Raw genomic sequence first — 18250 nt, forward strand, 5'->3', positions numbered from 1 at the left:
GCGTTTTTAATGAGCCCTCTCCAGGGTGATGGTTAGGGGGGTAGCACTTGGCTTTACCGTAATTTCTTTGGGTTGAAACCCGGGTTTTGAGAAAAGCAGATCAGTTCCGGCTGATGACACATTAAGTTTAAATTGGCCTGTACCGGCGGTAAGGAAAACAGAGTTAGTTCCTTTTACCTGCACTTTTACTCCTTCCAAAGGGTCGGCTTTTTCGTCTGTCACAATGCCTGTTACTTGTTGGGCGCTTGAGGCAGGGGAGACCTGTTGGGTGTTTTCTGTAAAATGGCCAGGCCGCGCGAAATAGTGGTGGTAGATCACCTCGGCTATAGCAAAGGCCAGCACCAGCAGCACGGCGGCGGTCTGCCAGATAGGCCACTGGAAAACTTTTCTCTTGCGCTTTTTCTGGGCCAGCAGGTGCTTGAGGCGGCCATGCGTCTCGCGGACCGCTAGCCGCACGCGGGCGGGGCGGGCAATGGCCATGCCCTCCACCATGTCTGAGCACAGTTCACAGGACAGCAGGTGCCGCTCCACCTGGTGGCGAAGGTCGGGGGGAAGGGTGCCGGCCTGGTACTGCCGCAGTGTTTCCATGGGCGGATGTTCCTCCAGACCCCACTCAGCGGGGAGGTTATTCCTGCTCATAGTTCTTATTCATGTAAATTTTGAGGTTTCTTTTCCCGTTCTGTATATGGCTTTTCACCTTAGAGACATCCAGGCCAGTTAAGGCCGCTATTTCTTTGTAGCTCTTTTTCTCCAGGTAGAAAAGCTCCACGCAGGAGCGCTGCTCGGGGCTCAGTTGCTCCAGGCTTTTGGTGAGCATCTGTAACTCCAGTTCCTGGTCAGTCTCTTCCAGGGGGTAATGCGCACCGGCCTTCTCCACCAAGGGGAGCACAGCTTCGTCCAGGGGGGCGGTTTCGTGCTTTTTCTGGCCCCTTAGCTGCAGCAGGCAATGGTTTTTGGCCATGACGTGAAGCCAGCTTTTGAAATTTGTGACCTCATGTTTTTTAAGGGCCGGAATGAGGTTCTCAAAGATCTGCATGGTGGCGTCTTTGCTTTCCTCTTCGTCCTTCAGGTATTTAACGCACACTAAATACACCATTTCTGTATAGCGCTCAAACAACTGACCCACCAGGGCTAAATCTCCGGTCTCCTTGTACTGCTGAATCAGTTCAAGGTCATTGGGCGGCTTGGAGCGGGAGAATAGTTTTAGAAACATACCGGGGCAGTAGTCTACGCTTTTATAAATAAAGGCAAATGGCTGCATAAAGCAATTAGCCCCTGAATAAATTACCCGGCAGAGCGCTGGGCCTCTTTATGCAGCCCTAACCTGATCGGTAATTTTCAACATGATGCGTTTTGTGCCTGATTTGCACAGATGGGGCAGCAAATAATTTGAGGTGGCAAGCCCACTTCTGCTGGCAGACATTTGACAAAAGGTGAAAACGTGTTGTGCCATGAAGTGTTACCCAAAAGTTTAATGCCAGGAAACCAGGGGTTTGCCGATAGAAGGCTTTTCAAAGAATCGCTACAAAAGGATTTTAAGGTTGGAAGGTACTGCCAAAAAAAAATCTGCGTTTTGAGCCTGTTTTTACTAAAACGGGCTCAAAACGCAGGTGGGCAAATGGGTATTAAGTGCTTACCTTTTAGGTTGCAAAATAGGAGAGGTTAACCCCAGTAATTGCCCACAATTTATAAAGTGGAAGGTGCCTTGCGAGCTTCGGCTAGGTTTTCGTGCGCCACCTTCTGCAGCAGATCCAGTTTCTTGCCGTTTTCTGGAATGACCAGCATGGGCAGGTGTAAACTCTGAAGAAGTTTCACGGTCACGCTGTCCAGAAAGATGCGGTCCCAGAAATCATGGTGCAGCATTGTAAACGCCAACAGGTCGGTGGGGTGCGTTTTTACATAGGCCATAATACCGGTGGCAACGTCTTCTTCGTCAATGGTGTCAAACCTGAAGTCTTCCTCCGGAAACTCCACCCGCAGCTGGGTCTTAATCTCTGTGTCATCCACCAGATCCAGTTGGTCTTCACTGTTCACGTGCAGGATGGTAAGCTGGGCTTTGAACGCGTTTTTTACCTGCAGTAATTGGTACATGGCCAGACTCTCATCATGTTCCAGGGAAGAAGAATACACTATGTGTTTAACCGGTTCCAGGGAAGCCTGTTCCGGAACGGCCAGCACCGGGCAGAGGCCCCGTTTGGCCAATGATTCTGTGTTGGTGCCCAGGAATTTCTTCATCTGGCTATGGGCTCCCTGGGTCCCCATGACCACCAGGGCCACATTGTTCTGTTCAATGAGCAGGCAGAGCCTATGGATGATATGGCCTTCCTTGAGGATGAAATCCAGGGGAACCGTCAAATGCTCATTGATAGGCACATCTTCCAGAAAGGCCTGCATGCGTTGCAGGGCCTGTTGGCGCACCTCCTCGCTGGTGGTACCACTGCTTCCTACCATGGCCTTAGGCGACGGGTACACATGGGTAACCAGAAGACGGGCGTTACTTCTGTGCGCTAAATCAAGGGCAAAGAGCAGGGCCTTTTTGGCGTGCAAAGAAAAGTCTGTGGGCACTAAAAAGATTTTCATGGCTGGGCAGGTAAAGGAAGTCTAGAATGATTCCTGAGTTTTGGGGTAGGAGCTTACACTATCCTGGGTGTAAGCGGTGAGGGAGGAGGGCAACGTGAGAAGGGGCAGGCCCACGTGGGCCGAGAGCGTACCCGTGATGCTTTTTTTAAGGATGATGTCCAGGTAAGAGTGTTTGTGGGGCGCCACTACCAGCATGTCTGCCTGGTGGTCGGCGGTAAATTGTTCAATAGCTTCCAGCACGTTGCCAGACGCCTTGAAAAAGACGGTAAAGCTCACCGCAGCCAGGCCGGTATCCAGGTGGAGGAGAGATTCCTGCACGTGCTCCAGCTCCTGCGCCTTGTCTTCCTGGTACAGGTGCAGCAGTTGAAGGGTAGCCGAGTATTGTTGGGCCAGGGCCTGCAGAAAAGCCAGGTGCTGCGGGTCTGGAGGGGTCTTCAAATCTATGGCAAAGACAATGGTAGACAGCCCCTGATACCGTCTGTTGAGGGGAACTGCCAGCACGGGTACGTTGGCCCGCAGCATCACCTCCGTAACCACACTTCCCAGCAAGGCCCGGCCCATGGTCCTGGCCCCGCGCATGCCCATAATCACCAGGTCAGCGGAATAGGTCTGAATGGCTTCCAGGATTTTCTGGGAAGAATCGCCAAATTTTGCGACCGTTTTAATAGGTAGGGTGGCAAGGGCCTCTGCGTGGGGAATCGCCTCCAGGTAGTGGAAGCCACCCGGGGTAAGGGAGTATCCAGAAAGATCGCTTCCCTTGATTTCCTGGGGAGTATGGAACTGAAAGGCAAAATCCTTGGAAAGTTCTTCCTGCATGTGCTGGGCATACTGTTCCTGGTCTCTGGTCTTCTTTTCCTCCAGATGCCCGATATACTCTTCCAGGTCCAAAGAGGCAGACAGCGGAATCTGCTGGTGGAACACATGCAGCAGGATGATTTCTGCCTTGGTATGGATGGCCATTTCCAGCGCGTAGATCAACGCATTGCGGGCTTCAGCGGAATGGTCTGTGGGAACAAGGATGGTTTTCATAGCGGTAAGGAATAAGAATAACCGGCAGTTGATATTGAAACTGGCGGAACAACAACTCAAAAGCAGCAGAAGGCCGGACACTCGTAAGGATCTTCGGCCGGAGGGGATTACGCTATATTTAAGTTTACCTCAAAAGAAGGATTAGGTTTCTATAGAGCACCTGCCAGCCACTCGCAGAAGTTCCTTAAAAAAAGCCTCTTACTCCTGGTTGGAGGCCTGGTAATCCTTATTCCTTTTTTCAACCTCTCTTGGCCCTAAGGACCCCCTATACCTTTTTGCCTGCCAACAAAGCGCGGTAGTGCCATACACGTTACATGGCCTCTTCAATGGTGATATCTTTCCTGTAAATATCTGGTCTGAACTGCAGCTCTCCGGCATCATTCACCCAACAGGTAAAATAGGCGATTTTAATGGCCACCGGGCTGGGTAGAAATACATTCTGTTCCCGCTTGCCCAGGGGTAATAAAGGGTAGGGTTTAGGCAAAGATCCGTTCCAGTTCTGTTTCATTAAGAGCGCGGCCAGCATTTCGGGGTGCTGCACCCGTACGCAGCCGTGGCTATAGGCCCGGGCTGGATGGTTAAACAGCGACTTAGCGGGGGTGTCATGCAGGTAAATATGGAAGGGGTTGGCAAACAGGAATTTTATGCGGCCCAACGCGTTGTCTATTCCCGGTTCCTGGATTACCTGCATAGATTCATCACTAGGGTCTAAGGTGAACCAGTTAATAGAGTTGGGAGAAACCACGGTGCGGCCGGCGCGTGTAACTCTGTAAACCACCATGTTGTTGCGGGCCAGGTAGCCTGGGTCGGTTTGCAGGATAGGGATGATCTCGCGCCAGATAATGCTTTTAGGAACGTTCCAGGTGGGGTTCAGTACAAAGTAGGTGATTTTGCTCTCCAGGGGCTTGGTATGGAATTCCGGACCTACCTGGCCTACCACCACGGGGGTCTGCCAGATGGGCTGGCCGGTTTCCCTGAGCACATACAGGGTGTAATCCGGAATGTTTACCAGCACCAGCGGCCGGGGGGCTAAGGCCGAATCTGCTTCCCAGCGCCTTAGGTTCAATTCCATCTGCTGAATGCGCCTGGGCAGCGGCACGTTGAGGGCGGCCAGGGTTTGGTTGCCTACCATGCCATCAGGTTTAAGGCCGTGCCGCCGCTGGAACCTTTTTATGCCTTCCGTCAACTGCTTCTCAAAAGTGGCTGAATCTTCTGGAACAGCGGAAAGAGGTAGATCGCCAGTGAGTTTGAGGTTAAGGTAGACGTCTGGCAGGCAGTTGTCTGGTTCACCAGACTTGAGGCAGGATTTATCTGGAAAGCTTTTCCATTGCGGATTATGTTCCAGGGCCTGGTAGTATTTTAGAACCACTCGCAGGCGCGCCGCCTGTACCTGGGGGCTGAAGTTGGTGGTCTGGGCAAAGGCAGGCTGGTAGACACTGGAAAGCCAAAACAACAAAAGCATGGCTGGCAGAAGGCCTGTTCTTCTGCTTAAGAGTCCTGCTTTATGTTGAAATGATGGCATGGGGCCAGTTTAAAAATAAACGGCGGCCCTGGTTAAAGGGCTTGTAAAGGCTTTTTCTCTCCGTTTTTATGGGCCTGGAAGTGGTAAGGGTTCTTGGGCAGGGCCAGCAACGGGACAAAGGCCTGGTATGCCAGGGCCTGGGTTACGCTGGAGTGCAGGAGGTTTTCCACAAATCCTCTTTCCTGAATGGAAACCGCCAGCACATCTATGTTATTTTCCTTCACAAAGGATTTTATACCGGCTACCACGTCATTGTTCAGCAGTTGGGCCACGTTGTAAGCATTCTCCGGGAAGTGTTTGTTCAGGGTCTTGAGTACTTGGTGGTCAGATACGATGTTGAGTTGTTTCTCTGATTTTACGTTGATGATGCTCACTTCAGATCCAAAAGGCGAGGCAAATTGGAAAAGCTGTTTCAGGTACACGGTTTCATCCGTCTCAAAGTCTGAGGCATAGGCAATATGGGACAAGCCATTATAGGTAGCGTGCCCCGGCACTACCAACACCGGGCATTCTGCCTTCTTGATAAAGCTAGCCGTGTTGGTGCCCAGTAGCCTATCCAGAAAATTACTGGCTCCCCGGGTTCCCATCACAACTAAATCGGCGGCCTGCGTGCTGATAAGCTCATTCAGGTGCGGGATAAGCTCGCCGTACAGGCAGATGGTTTTTACCTCAAACGCATATTCATGTTCCTCCTGAATGGCAAGGGCAAGTTTCTGCAAAGCCTCCTCACAATCCTCAATCTGCCTGGGGTCGGCGGGAATGGAAACAAAGCCCTGTGGTGCCGTAGTGGCCGGGAAAATAAGCGTATGCACTAAAAGCAGTTTTCCCCCTCCATGTAAAGCTATTTGGGAAGCGTACCGTATGGCGTTGGCGGCATTCTCAGAAAAATCTGTAGGTACAATTATGGTCGGCATGGAGGTAGCGTTAAAAGGTGTAACATCAGATGTTATTCTCTTTTACAAAATTACCTAACCTGCCACTGGGTGAAAATGACACTGGTCAAAGGGTAAAGTGATGCTTGTCAATGAAAGAATCACTTGCCGGGGGGCTATATAGAGGTTATACGAATATAATGAAAGAAAGAAGGGAAACCAACCTCCTGCCTACTCTAAATATTTCTTTGGGCTACGGATGAAGCGTTTTTAATTGATGGAACGGCTCTCCTGCCAAGTATATGAAAGCCTTATTTTTTGTATGGAAGCACCAGCACGGGGAGAAAAGCATGGGCGGCCACTTTCAAGGCCTTGTTTTCCAGGAATAAATATTGCCAGAAGTTCATGTTCCGGGAGCCCATAACCAGCACATCAGCATTCTCCTGAAAGCAGAACCGGTTTATTCCTTCCTGTATACTATTGTCTTTTTCTAAGGCATACGTCACGTGCGGGTAATTGGAGCGTTTGCAGAGGAGTTTAAGCCCCCGCTCCGCAGCGGCCTGTTCTTCTGGGCCTGCTTCAGGCAACACGTGCAGAAACGTAACCTGGGCCTTGAAAGCCGTGGCCAATTCTAGCACAAAGGCCACGTCGGTAAAGGCATCACCCCGCAGATCAGTGGCAAACACAATCTTCTCCAAAGGCCTAAACGCAACATGGGGCGGGATGATGAAAACCGGGCAGGGCGAGTTCCTAATAATTTGTGAGGTAAGGGAGGCCGGGGAAATATCCTGCATTCCCTCATGGCCCAGCACCAATAGATCGGCGTCTGCCTCTGCGGTAACCTGTGGCAGGGTGGCCGTGACGGTACCTACCCGCAACTCACTCTCAAACACGTTAAATTCTTTGGCCAGGGAAAAGAGTTTTTCCTGGGCCAGGGAAATCTGCTGCTCGCGCACTTTCTTCTCTGCCAGATCTGGGATGGGCTCCATGTAAGGTACCCCGCCCACCGGTGCGTAGGCCTCTTTTTCTGGCAGGGGCACGCTATGGAAGAGCAGGGTTTTGGCCTGCAGGTTATGGGCAAGCTCTTGGGTGTAGAGGAGGGCGTTTCTGGCGTAGGTGGTGAAATCTGTGATACAAAGAATCTTTTCCATGGCTTTTGGTGTAAAATCATGCCGTTGCTACTATCTTTTACTCTTATTCAAAAATTGAGATGTGTTTTGGGGGCGCTTGTTGGCTGGAGGCAAAGCTTTTAGCCAGACGGGGCGGTTAAAAAATGACCTTCGTCATCCTAGTCCTGTATTTTGTCATTGACAATGGCAACCAGAGTCCCTACTTTGCGTGAGGAGTTAGTACATTTACTATAAAGCATTACCCTTGGAACAACCTGCACAGCCCTCTTCTAATCAACTGGATGACCAGGCCCGCCTGAAGGCCATCATTGACGCAGCCATTGACGGCATCATTACCATTGATACCCGCGGCATCATTGAAACCATGAACCCAGCTGCCTGCCGCATTTTTGGGTATGGTCCGGAAGAGGTCATTGGCCAGAATATTAAAGTCTTAATGCCCGAGCCTGATAAAAGCCAGCATGACGGCTACCTGGAGAATTACCACAATACCGGTGTCCGGAAGATCATCGGCATTGGCCGCGAGGTGATTGGGCAGCGGAAGGACGGCAGCGTGTTCCCGTTCCTGCTCAGCATCAGTGAGGTAAAGCTGCAGGACAAGGTCATCTTTACCGGCATCATCCATGATATCTCCAGGCAGAAACTGGCGGAGAACAGCCAGCGTGAGAGCGAGAACAAGATCAATTCTATTATTCAGGCGGCCGTAGACGGCATTATCACCATTGACAGCCACGGCATCATAGAAATGGTGAACCCCTCTGCCGCCAAGCTGTTTGGGTACGTAGAGGAAGAGCTGCTGGGCAAAAGCATAAACATGCTCATGCCAGAGCCAGACCAAAGCAGGCATGACGGGTACATGCACAACTATGAGCGTACCGGTAAGAAAAGGATCATAGGCATTGGTCGCGAGGTATCCGGACTCAAGAAAGACGGCACTATCTTTCCCTTTTTCCTGAGCATAAGCGAGGTGCAACTGGAGGGCCGCCGGCTTTACACCGGCTTTGTACATGACATCACCAACCAGAAACTGACCGAGGAACGCTTGCGCCGCTACGCCGCCGAGCTGGAGCGCAGCAACGCCGAGCTGCAGGACTTCGCCTATGTTTCTTCCCATGACCTGCAGGAGCCCCTACGGAAGATTCAGGCCTTTGGTGACCGGCTCAAAACCAAGGAACAGGCCCACCTGAGCGACCAGGGCAAAGACTACGTAGACCGGATGCTCAACGCCGCCGTGCGCATGCAGAACCTTATCAATGACCTGCTGGCCTTCTCCAGGGTAACCACCAAGTCCAAGTCCTTTGAGAAAGTGAACCTGGACACCATTCTCTCTGAGGTGCTCTCAGACCTGGAAATCACCATTGAACAGACCGGTACCGTTATTGAACGTTCCACTTTGCCCAGCATTGAGGCAGAACCCACCCAAATGCGCCAGCTGTTCCAGAACCTAATCAGTAACGCCATCAAGTTCAGGAAAGAAGGGGTAACCCCGGTGGTGAAGATTTACCATGAGCAGCTGCAGCGAACCGCGCACCTGTTGGGCACCCCCGGCGACCTGCAGATTGCCATCTACATTGAAGACAACGGCATTGGCTTTGACGAAAAATACCTGGACCGCATCTTCAACATCTTCCAGCGTCTGGAAGGCCAGAAATACGAGGGGTCTGGCATTGGCCTGGCCATTTGCCGTAAAATAGCCATCAGACACGGCGGAGACATTACCGCCGAAAGCAAACCCGGGCAAGGCACGCGTTTTATCATTACCTTAGCCACCAAGAATTTACAATACTAGAATCCAACCCCATGAGCCGCAGGAAAAGAACCATTATCATTCTCATAGCCGATGATGACGCTGAAGACCGTATGTTGGTGAGAGATGCCCTGGAAGAAAACCGACTTACCAATGAAGTGCAATTTGTAGAAGACGGCGAGGAACTGATTGATTACCTGCACAATCGCGGGAAATTCACCGATAAGGAAAAATACCCTACCCCAGGCCTCATCCTGCTGGACCTGAACATGCCCCGCAAAGACGGCCGTGAAGCCCTGAAGGAAATAAAATCTGATGAACACCTGCGCGTGATTCCGGTAGTGGTGCTAACCACCTCCAAAGCCGAGGAAGACATTCTCCGCACTTATGACTTGGGCGTAAGTTCTTTCATCACCAAGCCAGTCACCTTTGTAGCCCTGGTAGATGTCATGAAAACTCTTACTAAATACTGGTTTGAGATAGTTGAACTGCCCACACCTGAATTATAAACCAAACCTTCCGTTCTCATTAAAAGACCGTTGCCCTGCTTTTCTAACTGGTGTGGTTTCTTAGAGAAAAGGAAGAAAGCCTACTGCTAAGTGCAAGTTTCTGTTTTGGGCCTATTTTAGCCAAAACAGGCCCAAAACAGAGATTCCCGCTTACTACATTGGGTTTGTTTACATAGGTGCAGACCCAAAGGAATAAAGCGTGAATAGCAGTTGGAGGACTGGCAAGGTGATTTCTTAAAGAGGCAGTGGAAAGCAAAGTGCTGCTTATTTTACCATGGAAGAAAAAATACTCTCCGTAAGGGAATTGCAGGCCCGGGACATTGCCCCGCTCAGTGACTATTGGTTTTCGGCAGACCCCGCCTATCTACAGGGCATGGGCGTTGACCTGGCTAAAATACCCGCGCAAGACCAATGGCAGGAAATGCTGGAGGCGCAGCTAGCGCAGGGGTATGAAGAGAAACAATCCTATTGTCTTATCTGGGAGGCCAATGGCCAAGCCATTGGACATACCAACGTCAACAAGATTATTTTTGGCCAGGAAGCCTTTCTGCACCTACACCTCTGGAAGCAGGACTTCCGGCAGAAGGGAATGGGTACGGCCTTAGTGAAGAAATCACTCCCGTATTTTTTTACCCATCTACAGCTTAAAACCCTATACTGTGAGCCCTACGCCCTAAATCCCGCCCCTAATAAAACCCTGGAGAAAGTGGGCTTCACATACCAGAAAGAATATATAACCACCCCTGGCTGGATAAATTTTGAGCAGCCTGTTTGCCTATGGGCCCTTACCGAAGAAACCTTTAGAAACCTTTGAAACCAATTTCGCTTGCTTAAGGCCCACGAAGGTTTAAGAAAAGGGCACCGCTATAAACAGAGCCAGAAAATAGGAAAGAATAGTTGGTAGAACCGTTAGGACTGTAAGAAAAGGAATGCCAGGATGACGACTGAACCGTACTGGTAGAATTCTGTTTTGGGCATGATTTCTTAAAAACAGGCCCAAAACAGAATTCTACCAGAAATACCTGCACTTGGCAAGAGCCCTTGAATCTAACCAACCTTCAATGGTAATTGTGGGCAATAGCGGCAGGCTCAATTGAAGGCCATGCTATTAGGTCTAACCCCAGAAATCAGCTAAAAACCCAATCAAAATAATCATAAGCGTTACCCTTCACAATGGTAGAACTAGTAAGAACCAATTCTGATAACCAGGAATTTAGAGGCCTGGTGGAGCTGTTAGATGCAGATTTGAAAAAGAGGGACGGCGAGGACCATGCCTTCTATGCCCAATACAATAAGGTTGACCAGATAAGCCAGGTACTGGTGGCGTTCTATGAAGGCGTGCCGGTAGGGTGCGGGGCCATCAAGCCCTACAAAACACACACGGCAGAAGTAAAGCGCATGTTTGTTAAACCCGAATTCAGGGGGAAAGGGATTGCTACCTCCATTCTCCAGGAATTGGAACGGTGGGCCACAGAACTGGGCTATAACGCCCTCATCCTAGAAACCGGCAAAGCCCAACCCGAAGCCATAGGTCTGTACACCAAAAAAGGTTTCCACCGGGTACCTAACTATGGGCAGTATGCGGAGGTAGAGAACAGCGTGTGCATGCAGAAATCAGTCGCCTCTGAATAGGCAATAACCCTAATTATAACCGTCATTCGTTTCTGTTTTACCGGCGTTGCTGCAGTTGATTAGACCCAGTTGGTTTTAGCAAGTATACTGCCATGTATACCCATTCGCCAGGCCTAGATTTTGCTTCGGTCTGGCAAAAAGACAAAGAGCAAACCTATTTGGGAAGAAACCCTGCCCGTGATAGGCCATAAAACTTTAGATTGGCTACGGTTTTTTATTTTATTCGCTTAAATTAGCCTTTTATGGGACCCCTGCACGGCCGTTTTAAAAACGGAAAAGCGGTGCTGTTACAGAGTCTTAGGCTAAAACAATAACTCAATGCCCGATAGCATCAGGATACTTTTGATTGATGATGATGAAGATGATTTCGTGATTACACGGGACATTATTCAAGACATTCAAGGCAGAAATTACCTTATTGATTGGGCGTCTTCTTTTGAGAAAGGGCTTAGCTTGATCAGGGAGAAAACCCATGATGTGTACCTGGTAGACTTCTTTCTGGGGGCCCATGACGGGTTAGAACTGATTACCAGAGCAGTAGAGGAAGGTACCACCGCCCCACTCATTCTGCTTACCGGCCAAACCGATCGCGAAACGGATGAAAAGGCCATGCGGGCCGGTGCCCTTGACTTTTTGGTGAAAGGAACCCTCACTCCCTATGATCTGGAGCGCTCTATCAGGTACAGCATTGACCACGCCAAAAGCCTGGCCGAAATCCAGTCGCTTAACGCCCAACTGGAGCAGCGCGTGGAGGAACGTACCCAGGAGTTGGCCCAGGCCATTCAACAGCTGGAGCTAACCAACCGCATTCTGTATGAGGCCCAGCTGGATATTGAGAAAGCCCTGCAAAAGGAAAAAGAACTCAATGAATTGAAATCACGGTTTGTGACCACGGCTTCGCATGAGTTCAGAACGCCCTTGAGTACGGTTTTATCCTCGGCCTCCATCATTGCCCGCTACAAAACCACTGAGGAAGATGACAAGCGTCTCAAACACGTAGAGCGCATTAAATCTGCGGTGCAGAACCTCACCGTGATCCTCAATGACTTCCTATCCATGAGCCGCATTGAAGAGGGTAAGGTGTACAACGTGCCGGCTGTTTTCAACCTGGTTTCCTTCTGCAAAGAAAACGTAGAGGAGATGGAGGCGCTGGTAAAAGAAGGGCAGCAGATTGTCTACAGACATGAAGGTATCCAGGAACTGGTGGAACTGGACAAACAACTCCTGAAGAACATTCTCATCAACCTGCTGTCTAACGGCAGCAAATACTCCAATGAGGGTAAAACCATTTACCTGGACACCAAAATTACCCATGAGGCGGTCACCATCACGGTGAAAGACCAAGGCATAGGCATTCCGTCTGCAGACCAAACCCACTTATTCACGCCGTTTTTCAGGGCCCAGAACGCTACTAACATTCAGGGCACGGGTCTGGGGCTGAACATAGTAAAAAGATACATAGAGGTAATGGAAGGCTCTATGCAATTCAAATCCGTTTTGAACAAGGGTACTACCTTTACCATTATTTTCCCAAAAACAGCTAAGAAATGAAAAAGATACTTCTTATTGAAGATAACCAAGACATTAGGGAGAACACCGCTGAAATTCTTACTCTGGCCAACTATGCCGTAGTAGAAGCCGAAAACGGAAAAGTGGGGGTAGACCTGGCCCGCAAGGAGAAACCAGACTTGATCATCTGTGACATCATGATGCCCCAACTGGACGGCTACGGCGTACTGCACATGCTCAGCAAGAACCCCGAGACTTCCAGCATTCCCTTTGTGTTTCTGACAGCTAAATCTGAGAAAGAAGACTTCCGCAAGGGCATGAACCTGGGTGCCGACGATTACCTGGTAAAGCCTTTTGATGACCTGGAACTGCTGGACGCCGTGGAAATGCGCCTGAAAAAGAATGAGATTCTGCGGGCGGAGTTCAACAAAAGCGTGGAAGGCCTGGACGAATTCATTCAGGAAGCCAGGGGGTATGAGGACCTCAACAAACTCATCTCAGATAAGCGCAAGGTGACCATGTTCAAAAAGAAGCACAATCTGTTTCTGGAGGGCAACTACCCCAACGCGCTGTATTTCCTGAGCAAGGGCAAAGTGAAAACCTACAAGGCCAACGAGGAAGGCCGCGAGTATATCACCAACCTCTACAAAGACGGCGATTTCATTGGTTACCTGGATTTATTGGAGGAAGGCCCGTACCGCGAATCTGCCATGGCTCTGGAAGATTCTGAGGTGTATCTCATTCCCAAGGAAGACTTTTTTACCCTCCTGCACCAGAACCGCGACGTAGCCAACAAGTTCATCAAAATCCTGTCAGATAACCTCGCCGACAAAGAAGACCGCCTCCTCAAATTGGCCTACAACTCGGTGCGCAAGCGCGTGGCGGAGGCCCTGATTCTGGTGGAGAAGCAGTACCAACAGGAAGGCAAACCCGCCACCGAGATGTCCATCTCCCGCGAGGACCTGGCCAGCATTGTGGGCGCCTCAAAGGAAACCGTGATCCGTACCCTGGCAGACTTCAAGGACGAGAAACTCATTGACACCCGCGGCAGCAAGATCTTCATCCTAAACTCAGACAAGCTCGCCAAAATGCGCAACTAAGGCGTTTGGGTATATTTTTGAAAATGGCCTGTTTTGTGAGAAACAGGCCATTTTTGTTAATGGGCTTTTTCTGATGAGGCGTGGAGAAAGGAGCCGTTGGTACAGATGCTTCCAGTCTTTTTAGCGGGCACTCCTGCGGTGAATTAGGAAAATGTAGCGGCGTTACACGTAACGCGGTTTTGCTATGGAAAAGGAACTTATACTGCGGCGATTAGCCTTTCAACACAGCAAAAATCAGTTGTCGCAATTAAGGTATTCCTTGATTAGAAATGGCACTGCTGCGTAGAACCACGGCGTTACGTGTAACGCCGCTACATGCTGCTTCCTATAGCTGGGTAACAGTCTTATCCTGCGCACGCTTTTCGGGATTGATAAATCCGAATGAGCGGAGGAATGCCCGCTTGTTTTGTAGGGCAGTATCGCATACGCCCTGCGCATTGCCCTCTTCCTCGTCCCCCTTTGAAGGGGGTAGGGGGATGACCAAGACGGTTCCAAACTCCCTTGCTAAACAAAAACCTACGCCTCCTCATCCAATCCTTTTCCATTGAGGATAAAGAACTCTGCCAAGGCGTTTTGAAGCCATTTCCCAAAAAACAGGCCTAAAACAACCTGCCACAATTTTTTAATCCCTGAACCGAAATCACCAGAAACCACCGCCACAAATAAAAAGGGCACTCCTGCAAGAGTGCCCTTTCCATTCTCATTTCAAGCTCATATTTGCTAAAACAGTCCTAAACCAAGAGCCTAAGAAGATACGGCAGATTTTCTGAACATAGGCGGTTTTCTCAGTTTTGAGGCCTGTTCATAGGCATAGGCAATCTTGAGCAGTTCTGGCTCAGCATAAGCCTTCCCGAAGAAGGACAGCCCGATGGGCAGATGCTGCACCTGGCCCATGGGCAGGGTGATGTGCGGGAAACCAGCGAGAGCGGCCGGGGTGGACAATCCGTAGCCGGTAGAAGAGTCGCCGTTCACCAGGTCAATGCACCAGGACGGACCGTAGGAAGGGCCAGTGATGGCGTCCAGCTTGTGTTCCTCCATGAGTTGGTTGATGGCCGCGCGCGAACCAGCTACCTGTTTGGTCACGGCCTCCTGGTATTCTTTGGTATTCAGGTTGCCCAGTTTCTCAGACATCTCCAGAATCTCCTGCTTGAAGAAAGGCATGGCCTGGGCTTCGTTGCGCTTGTTGAATTCTATGACCTCTTTCAGGGACCTCACTTTGCCGTTAGAAGTAGCCAGGTATTTGTTGACGCCGTCTTTGAACTCATACTGCAGCACCAGGAAGCTTTTGCTAGACACCTCCCGTATCTTCTTCATCATCTCTACTTCCACAATGGTAGCGCCTTTGCTTTTCAATAAAGTCAAGGCCTGTTGTAGGAGCTCGTCAATGCCCACGTGACCTTTCAGGAAAGATTTTTCTACGCCTATGCGCTTGCCTTGCAGGCCGTTGGGGTCTAAGAACTGGGTGTAGTCTGCATAGGCTTTGCCTGTGCTTTCCTTGGTCACGGCATCTGCCGCGTCTACCCCGGCCAGCACGCCCAACAGAAGGGCGGCATCAGTGACGGTACGGGCCAGCGGACCGGCGGTATCTTGGGTGTGGGAGATGGGGATAATGCCAGAGCGGCTTACCAGTCCTACGGTAGGCTTGAAGCCCACCAAGCCGTTCACGGCCGCAGGGCAGACAATAGACCCGTTGGTTTCCGTACCCACAGCCACCGTGCACAGGTTGGCGGCCACGGCCACGCCAGACCCGGAACTGGACCCACAGGGCGTGCGGTCCAGCACGTAGGGGTTGCGCGTCTGACCACCCCGGCTGCTCCAGCCGCTGCTAGATTCGGTAGACCGGAAGTTGGCCCACTCGCTCAGGTTGGTTTTGCCAATCAGGACGGCGCCAGCCGCGCGCAGGCGGGCTACAATAAAAGCGTCCTTACTGGCTTTGTTATCGGCTAGGGCCAGGGCGCCGGCAGTGGTGGCCATTTTGTCGCCGGTATCAATGTTGTCCTTTACCATTACCGGAATACCGTGCAGCGGTCCGCGTAGTTTACCGGCTTTACGTTCCTGGTCCATGGCATCGGCTATCTTAAGGGCGTCTGGGTTCACCTCTATCACCGAGTTGATTTTGGGCCCGCTTTTGTCAATTGCCTTTATGCGGTCCAGGTACATTTGGGTAATTTGGCGGGAAGAGAGCTCGCCTTTCTGCATCTTCTGCTGCAGTTCCTGAATGGTGGCCTCATTCAGTTTGAAGTCATCCTTGAAAACCTCTGGAGCAGCAGCGTTGGCCTGAGCCTCTGGCGTAGTAGCAGTGGTGCCGGTGGCGCAGGCGCTAAGCCCCAGGGCCGAGATAGTGACTCCCGCCAAAGAGCCGGTTCTTATAAAATTTCTACGGTTCATTTTTATCCAATTTGAAGTAAGATACTGGTCTGTCTCTCTAATTAAAAGGAATTAACCGCAAATTTATAAAGGGTCTTTCCTGATTTTTGGCTGGCATGTTTTGGGCCTGTTTTTCTAAAAACAGGCCCAAAACATGAATGGCGTATTTCTTGCACAAACCCTGTCATTATTAGCCTTTTCAGAATACATTTGGGAAGATGTCTTAGCCTATGACCAGATACCTGCTGTTTTTCCTTTTGCTTCTTTTGGTGACCAACGTAGCCGGCCAGTCGCGCGGCCGGGCCCGGGACTACGGCTTGAAAATAGGCGTGCTGCCCACCGGAAAAGAAAATGCCATCACAGATGTACCCGGGGTAACGGTGGGCCACACCACGGTGAGACAAGGAGACCAGATACGCACCGGGGTTACGGCCATTTTGCCCCATGCAGGGAATATCTTCCAGGAGAAAGTGCCGGCGGCGGTATATGTGGGCAACGGGTTCGGGAAACTGGCTGGCACTACGCAGATACAGGAACTGGGTACCTTAGAAAGCCCAATTATCCTTACCAATACCTTGGCGGTGGGCACAGCCCTCAACGCCGTGGTGGATTATACCCTGCAACAGCCCGGCAATGAAACCGTGCAGTCTGTGAACGCAGTGGTAGGCGAAACCAATGACGGCACCCTGAACAACATTAGGGGCCGGCACATCAAGGAGGCCCACGTTCTGGCTGCCCTAAAACAGGCTAAAAGCGGCCCGGTAGAAGAAGGGAACGTGGGGGCCGGTACAGGAACGGTCTGTTTCGGGTTTAAAGGCGGCATTGGTACCTCTTCCCGGGCCCTGCCCCAAAGCTTGGGCGGCTACACGGTGGGCGTGCTGGTACAGTCTAACTTTGGCGGGGTATTGCAGATAGACGGGGCCCCGGTAGGCGAGGAACTGAAGCAATTTTCGTTTAGTAAACAGGTGCTGGAGAAAGCAGACGGCTCCTGCATGATGGTGGTAGCCACCGATGCTCCCCTGGATGCCCGCAACCTGGAACGGCTGGCCAAACGCGCCATGATGGGCCTGGCCAAGACTGGCGGCATCGCGTCTAACGGCAGCGGCGATTACGTGATTGCTTTTTCGGCCAACGCTGCGGTAAGGGTGCCGCATGTGTCTAAAGAGAAAACCCAGACCGTAACGCTCTTGCGCAATGATGAAATTTCTGCCTTATTTCTGGCCACTATTGAAGCCACCGAGGAAGCCATTATCAATTCCTTGTTCAAAGCCGAGACCCTGCAGGGTAAAGATAAAACCGTTGTTCCGGCCCTGCCGTTGGAGAAAACATTAGATATCTTAAAAAAGCACTATGTCCTTAACCCCTAGTTTATACGCCTTTCTAAATGATGAATTCCTGCCCCAGGAAAGTGCCTTCCTGCACGTAAGTGACCTGGCTATTCTGCGGGGGTATGGCGTTTTTGATTTCTTTAAAACCCAGGAGGGGAAGCCCCTTTTTCTGGAGGATTACCTAAACCGGTTTTACGGCTCGGCCCTGCTCATGGGGCTTAAGGTGCCGTTGTCTGAAGAGGAACTGAAACTGAAACTGGAGGAATTAATCCAGCGGAACGGGCTATCAGACTCAGGGGTGAAGATGGTGCTGACTGGCGGCTATTCTGAGAACGGCTATGACTTGGGGGAGCCTAACCTGATTATTCTGCAGCAGCCGCTCTCCATGCCCTCAGAAGCGCAGCTAGCCACCGGCCTTAAGATCATCACCCATGAATACGTGCGCGATCTGGCGGCGGCCAAGACTATTAATTACTCCATGGGCATTAAGTTGCTGCAGCAGGTGAAAGCGCGGGGCGCCGATGACGTGCTGTACCACCAGAATGGGGTAGTGTCTGAGTTTCCGCGCAGTAATTTCTTTCTGGTGAAACAAGACAACACCGTCCTCACCCCGGCCCAGGAAATCCTGCATGGCATTACCCGCAAGAACGTACTGGAACTGGCCCGCAAGAAATACCCGGTGCAGGAAGGTACGGTTACCTTAGAAGACATCGCGCAAGCGAAAGAGGCTTTCATGACCAGCACCACCAAACGCGTGTTGCCCCTGGTTGAGATAGACGGCCAACCTATTGGCAACGGAAAACCAGGCGCCGTAACCCTAGACCTCCTGCAGGACCTGGTGGACCTGGAAAAACAGTACCTACAAAAGTAACCCCGTTTTAAGCCCGTTTTTGAGAAAACGGGCTTAAAACGGGAAAGGAATGTG

General features: G+C 51.0%; 17 protein-coding genes. 8 read left to right on the forward strand and 9 right to left on the reverse strand.

Features of this window, described 5'->3' with window-relative positions; all coding sequences use genetic code 11:
• Positions 1 to 6: 6 nt before the first annotated feature.
• The 7 genes from ACYVJQ_RS06535 to ACYVJQ_RS06565 all read right to left on the reverse strand — a co-directional run bounded on the left by ACYVJQ_RS06535 (position 7) and on the right by ACYVJQ_RS06565 (position 7154).
• On the reverse strand, positions 7 to 639 hold the full coding sequence (locus ACYVJQ_RS06535; protein WP_460892265.1) for a carboxypeptidase regulatory-like domain-containing protein: 633 nt from the start codon (positions 637 to 639) through the stop codon (positions 7 to 9).
• Positions 626 to 1213, reverse strand: coding sequence for an RNA polymerase sigma factor (locus ACYVJQ_RS06540; RefSeq protein WP_460892266.1), 588 nt, complete (start codon positions 1211 to 1213; stop codon positions 626 to 628). Before ACYVJQ_RS06540 ends, ACYVJQ_RS06535 begins: the two co-directional genes overlap by 14 nt.
• A 473-nt stretch (positions 1214 to 1686) precedes the next feature.
• Positions 1687 to 2580: a universal stress protein gene (locus tag ACYVJQ_RS06545; protein ID WP_460892267.1), complete on the reverse strand. Its 894-nt coding sequence runs from the start codon at positions 2578 to 2580 to the stop codon at positions 1687 to 1689.
• A gap of 21 nt (positions 2581 to 2601) precedes the next feature.
• Positions 2602 to 3609, reverse strand: a complete 1008-nt coding sequence (locus ACYVJQ_RS06550) for a universal stress protein (protein ID WP_460892268.1) — start codon at positions 3607 to 3609, stop codon at positions 2602 to 2604.
• A gap of 310 nt (positions 3610 to 3919) precedes the next feature.
• The gene (locus ACYVJQ_RS06555) at positions 3920 to 5071 is read right to left on the reverse strand and encodes a L,D-transpeptidase family protein (protein ID WP_460892269.1); all 1152 of its coding nucleotides are present in this window, start codon (positions 5069 to 5071) and stop codon (positions 3920 to 3922) included.
• 92 nt (positions 5072 to 5163) lie between these two features.
• Positions 5164 to 6045: a universal stress protein gene (locus ACYVJQ_RS06560; protein WP_460892270.1), complete on the reverse strand. Its 882-nt coding sequence runs from the start codon at positions 6043 to 6045 to the stop codon at positions 5164 to 5166.
• Between the two features lie 269 nt (positions 6046 to 6314).
• Positions 6315 to 7154, reverse strand: a complete 840-nt coding sequence (locus ACYVJQ_RS06565) for a universal stress protein (RefSeq protein ID WP_460892271.1) — start codon at positions 7152 to 7154, stop codon at positions 6315 to 6317.
• A gap of 223 nt (positions 7155 to 7377) precedes the next feature.
• On the opposite strand from ACYVJQ_RS06565, the gene ACYVJQ_RS06570 reads away from it, so the two are divergent.
• From ACYVJQ_RS06570 to ACYVJQ_RS06595, 6 genes are all read left to right on the forward strand, one after another.
• On the forward strand, positions 7378 to 8922 hold the full coding sequence (locus tag ACYVJQ_RS06570) for a PAS domain S-box protein (RefSeq protein WP_460892272.1): 1545 nt from the start codon (positions 7378 to 7380) through the stop codon (positions 8920 to 8922).
• Positions 8923 to 8933: 11 nt separating this feature from the next.
• Positions 8934 to 9389: a response regulator gene (locus ACYVJQ_RS06575; protein ID WP_460892273.1), complete on the forward strand. Its 456-nt coding sequence runs from the start codon at positions 8934 to 8936 to the stop codon at positions 9387 to 9389.
• Positions 9390 to 9663: 274 nt separating this feature from the next.
• On the forward strand, positions 9664 to 10203 hold the full coding sequence (locus ACYVJQ_RS06580; RefSeq protein WP_460892274.1) for a GNAT family N-acetyltransferase: 540 nt from the start codon (positions 9664 to 9666) through the stop codon (positions 10201 to 10203).
• A gap of 359 nt (positions 10204 to 10562) precedes the next feature.
• On the forward strand, positions 10563 to 11021 hold the full coding sequence (locus ACYVJQ_RS06585; protein ID WP_460892275.1) for a GNAT family N-acetyltransferase: 459 nt from the start codon (positions 10563 to 10565) through the stop codon (positions 11019 to 11021).
• 318 nt (positions 11022 to 11339) lie between these two features.
• On the forward strand, positions 11340 to 12572 hold the full coding sequence (locus ACYVJQ_RS06590; protein WP_460892276.1) for a sensor histidine kinase: 1233 nt from the start codon (positions 11340 to 11342) through the stop codon (positions 12570 to 12572).
• A complete protein-coding gene (locus ACYVJQ_RS06595; protein ID WP_460892277.1) occupies positions 12569 to 13630 on the forward strand; it encodes a response regulator in 1062 nt (353 codons plus the stop codon). The genes ACYVJQ_RS06590 and ACYVJQ_RS06595 overlap by 4 nt, the downstream gene beginning before the upstream one ends.
• Positions 13631 to 14146: 516 nt before the next feature.
• Here ACYVJQ_RS06595 and ACYVJQ_RS06600 read toward each other — a convergent pair.
• On the reverse strand, positions 14147 to 14305 hold the full coding sequence (locus ACYVJQ_RS06600; protein ID WP_460892278.1) for a hypothetical protein: 159 nt from the start codon (positions 14303 to 14305) through the stop codon (positions 14147 to 14149).
• Between the two features lie 69 nt (positions 14306 to 14374).
• The gene (locus tag ACYVJQ_RS06605) at positions 14375 to 16018 is read right to left on the reverse strand and encodes an amidase (protein ID WP_460892279.1); all 1644 of its coding nucleotides are present in this window, start codon (positions 16016 to 16018) and stop codon (positions 14375 to 14377) included.
• Between the two features lie 209 nt (positions 16019 to 16227).
• Between ACYVJQ_RS06605 and ACYVJQ_RS06610 the strand changes: the two genes are divergently transcribed.
• Both ACYVJQ_RS06610 and ACYVJQ_RS06615 read left to right on the forward strand, forming a co-directional pair.
• Positions 16228 to 17364 (forward strand): DmpA family aminopeptidase, encoded by a 1137-nt coding sequence (locus ACYVJQ_RS06610; protein WP_460892280.1) that lies wholly within the window; start codon positions 16228 to 16230, stop codon positions 17362 to 17364.
• Positions 17348 to 18196 (forward strand): aminotransferase class IV, encoded by an 849-nt coding sequence (locus tag ACYVJQ_RS06615; protein ID WP_460892281.1) that lies wholly within the window; start codon positions 17348 to 17350, stop codon positions 18194 to 18196. Before ACYVJQ_RS06610 ends, ACYVJQ_RS06615 begins: the two co-directional genes overlap by 17 nt.
• Positions 18197 to 18250: the final 54 nt, after the last annotated feature.

This window comes from Rufibacter soli (genome assembly GCF_054781795.1).

Excerpts from the sequence above, each read along its gene's own strand:
- ACYVJQ_RS06535 (WP_460892265.1), bottom strand. The coding sequence starts at position 639 with ATGAGCAGGAATAACCTCCCCGCTGAGTGGGGTCTGGAGGAACATCCG.
- ACYVJQ_RS06540 (WP_460892266.1), bottom strand. The coding sequence starts at position 1,213 with ATGTTTCTAAAACTATTCTCCCGCTCCAAGCCGCCCAATGACCTTGAA.
- ACYVJQ_RS06545 (WP_460892267.1), bottom strand. The coding sequence starts at position 2,580 with ATGAAAATCTTTTTAGTGCCCACAGACTTTTCTTTGCACGCCAAAAAG.
- ACYVJQ_RS06550 (WP_460892268.1), bottom strand. The coding sequence starts at position 3,609 with ATGAAAACCATCCTTGTTCCCACAGACCATTCCGCTGAAGCCCGCAAT.
- ACYVJQ_RS06555 (WP_460892269.1), bottom strand. The coding sequence starts at position 5,071 with ATGCTTTTGTTGTTTTGGCTTTCCAGTGTCTACCAGCCTGCCTTTGCC.
- ACYVJQ_RS06560 (WP_460892270.1), bottom strand. The coding sequence starts at position 6,045 with ATGCCGACCATAATTGTACCTACAGATTTTTCTGAGAATGCCGCCAAC.
- ACYVJQ_RS06565 (WP_460892271.1), bottom strand. The coding sequence starts at position 7,154 with ATGGAAAAGATTCTTTGTATCACAGATTTCACCACCTACGCCAGAAAC.
- ACYVJQ_RS06575 (WP_460892273.1), top strand. The coding sequence starts at position 8,934 with ATGAGCCGCAGGAAAAGAACCATTATCATTCTCATAGCCGATGATGAC.
- ACYVJQ_RS06580 (WP_460892274.1), top strand. The coding sequence starts at position 9,664 with ATGGAAGAAAAAATACTCTCCGTAAGGGAATTGCAGGCCCGGGACATT.
- ACYVJQ_RS06585 (WP_460892275.1), top strand. The coding sequence starts at position 10,563 with ATGGTAGAACTAGTAAGAACCAATTCTGATAACCAGGAATTTAGAGGC.
- ACYVJQ_RS06590 (WP_460892276.1), top strand. The coding sequence starts at position 11,340 with ATGCCCGATAGCATCAGGATACTTTTGATTGATGATGATGAAGATGAT.
- ACYVJQ_RS06595 (WP_460892277.1), top strand. The coding sequence starts at position 12,569 with ATGAAAAAGATACTTCTTATTGAAGATAACCAAGACATTAGGGAGAAC.
- ACYVJQ_RS06605 (WP_460892279.1), bottom strand. The coding sequence starts at position 16,018 with ATGAACCGTAGAAATTTTATAAGAACCGGCTCTTTGGCGGGAGTCACT.
- ACYVJQ_RS06610 (WP_460892280.1), top strand. The coding sequence starts at position 16,228 with ATGACCAGATACCTGCTGTTTTTCCTTTTGCTTCTTTTGGTGACCAAC.
- ACYVJQ_RS06615 (WP_460892281.1), top strand. The coding sequence starts at position 17,348 with ATGTCCTTAACCCCTAGTTTATACGCCTTTCTAAATGATGAATTCCTG.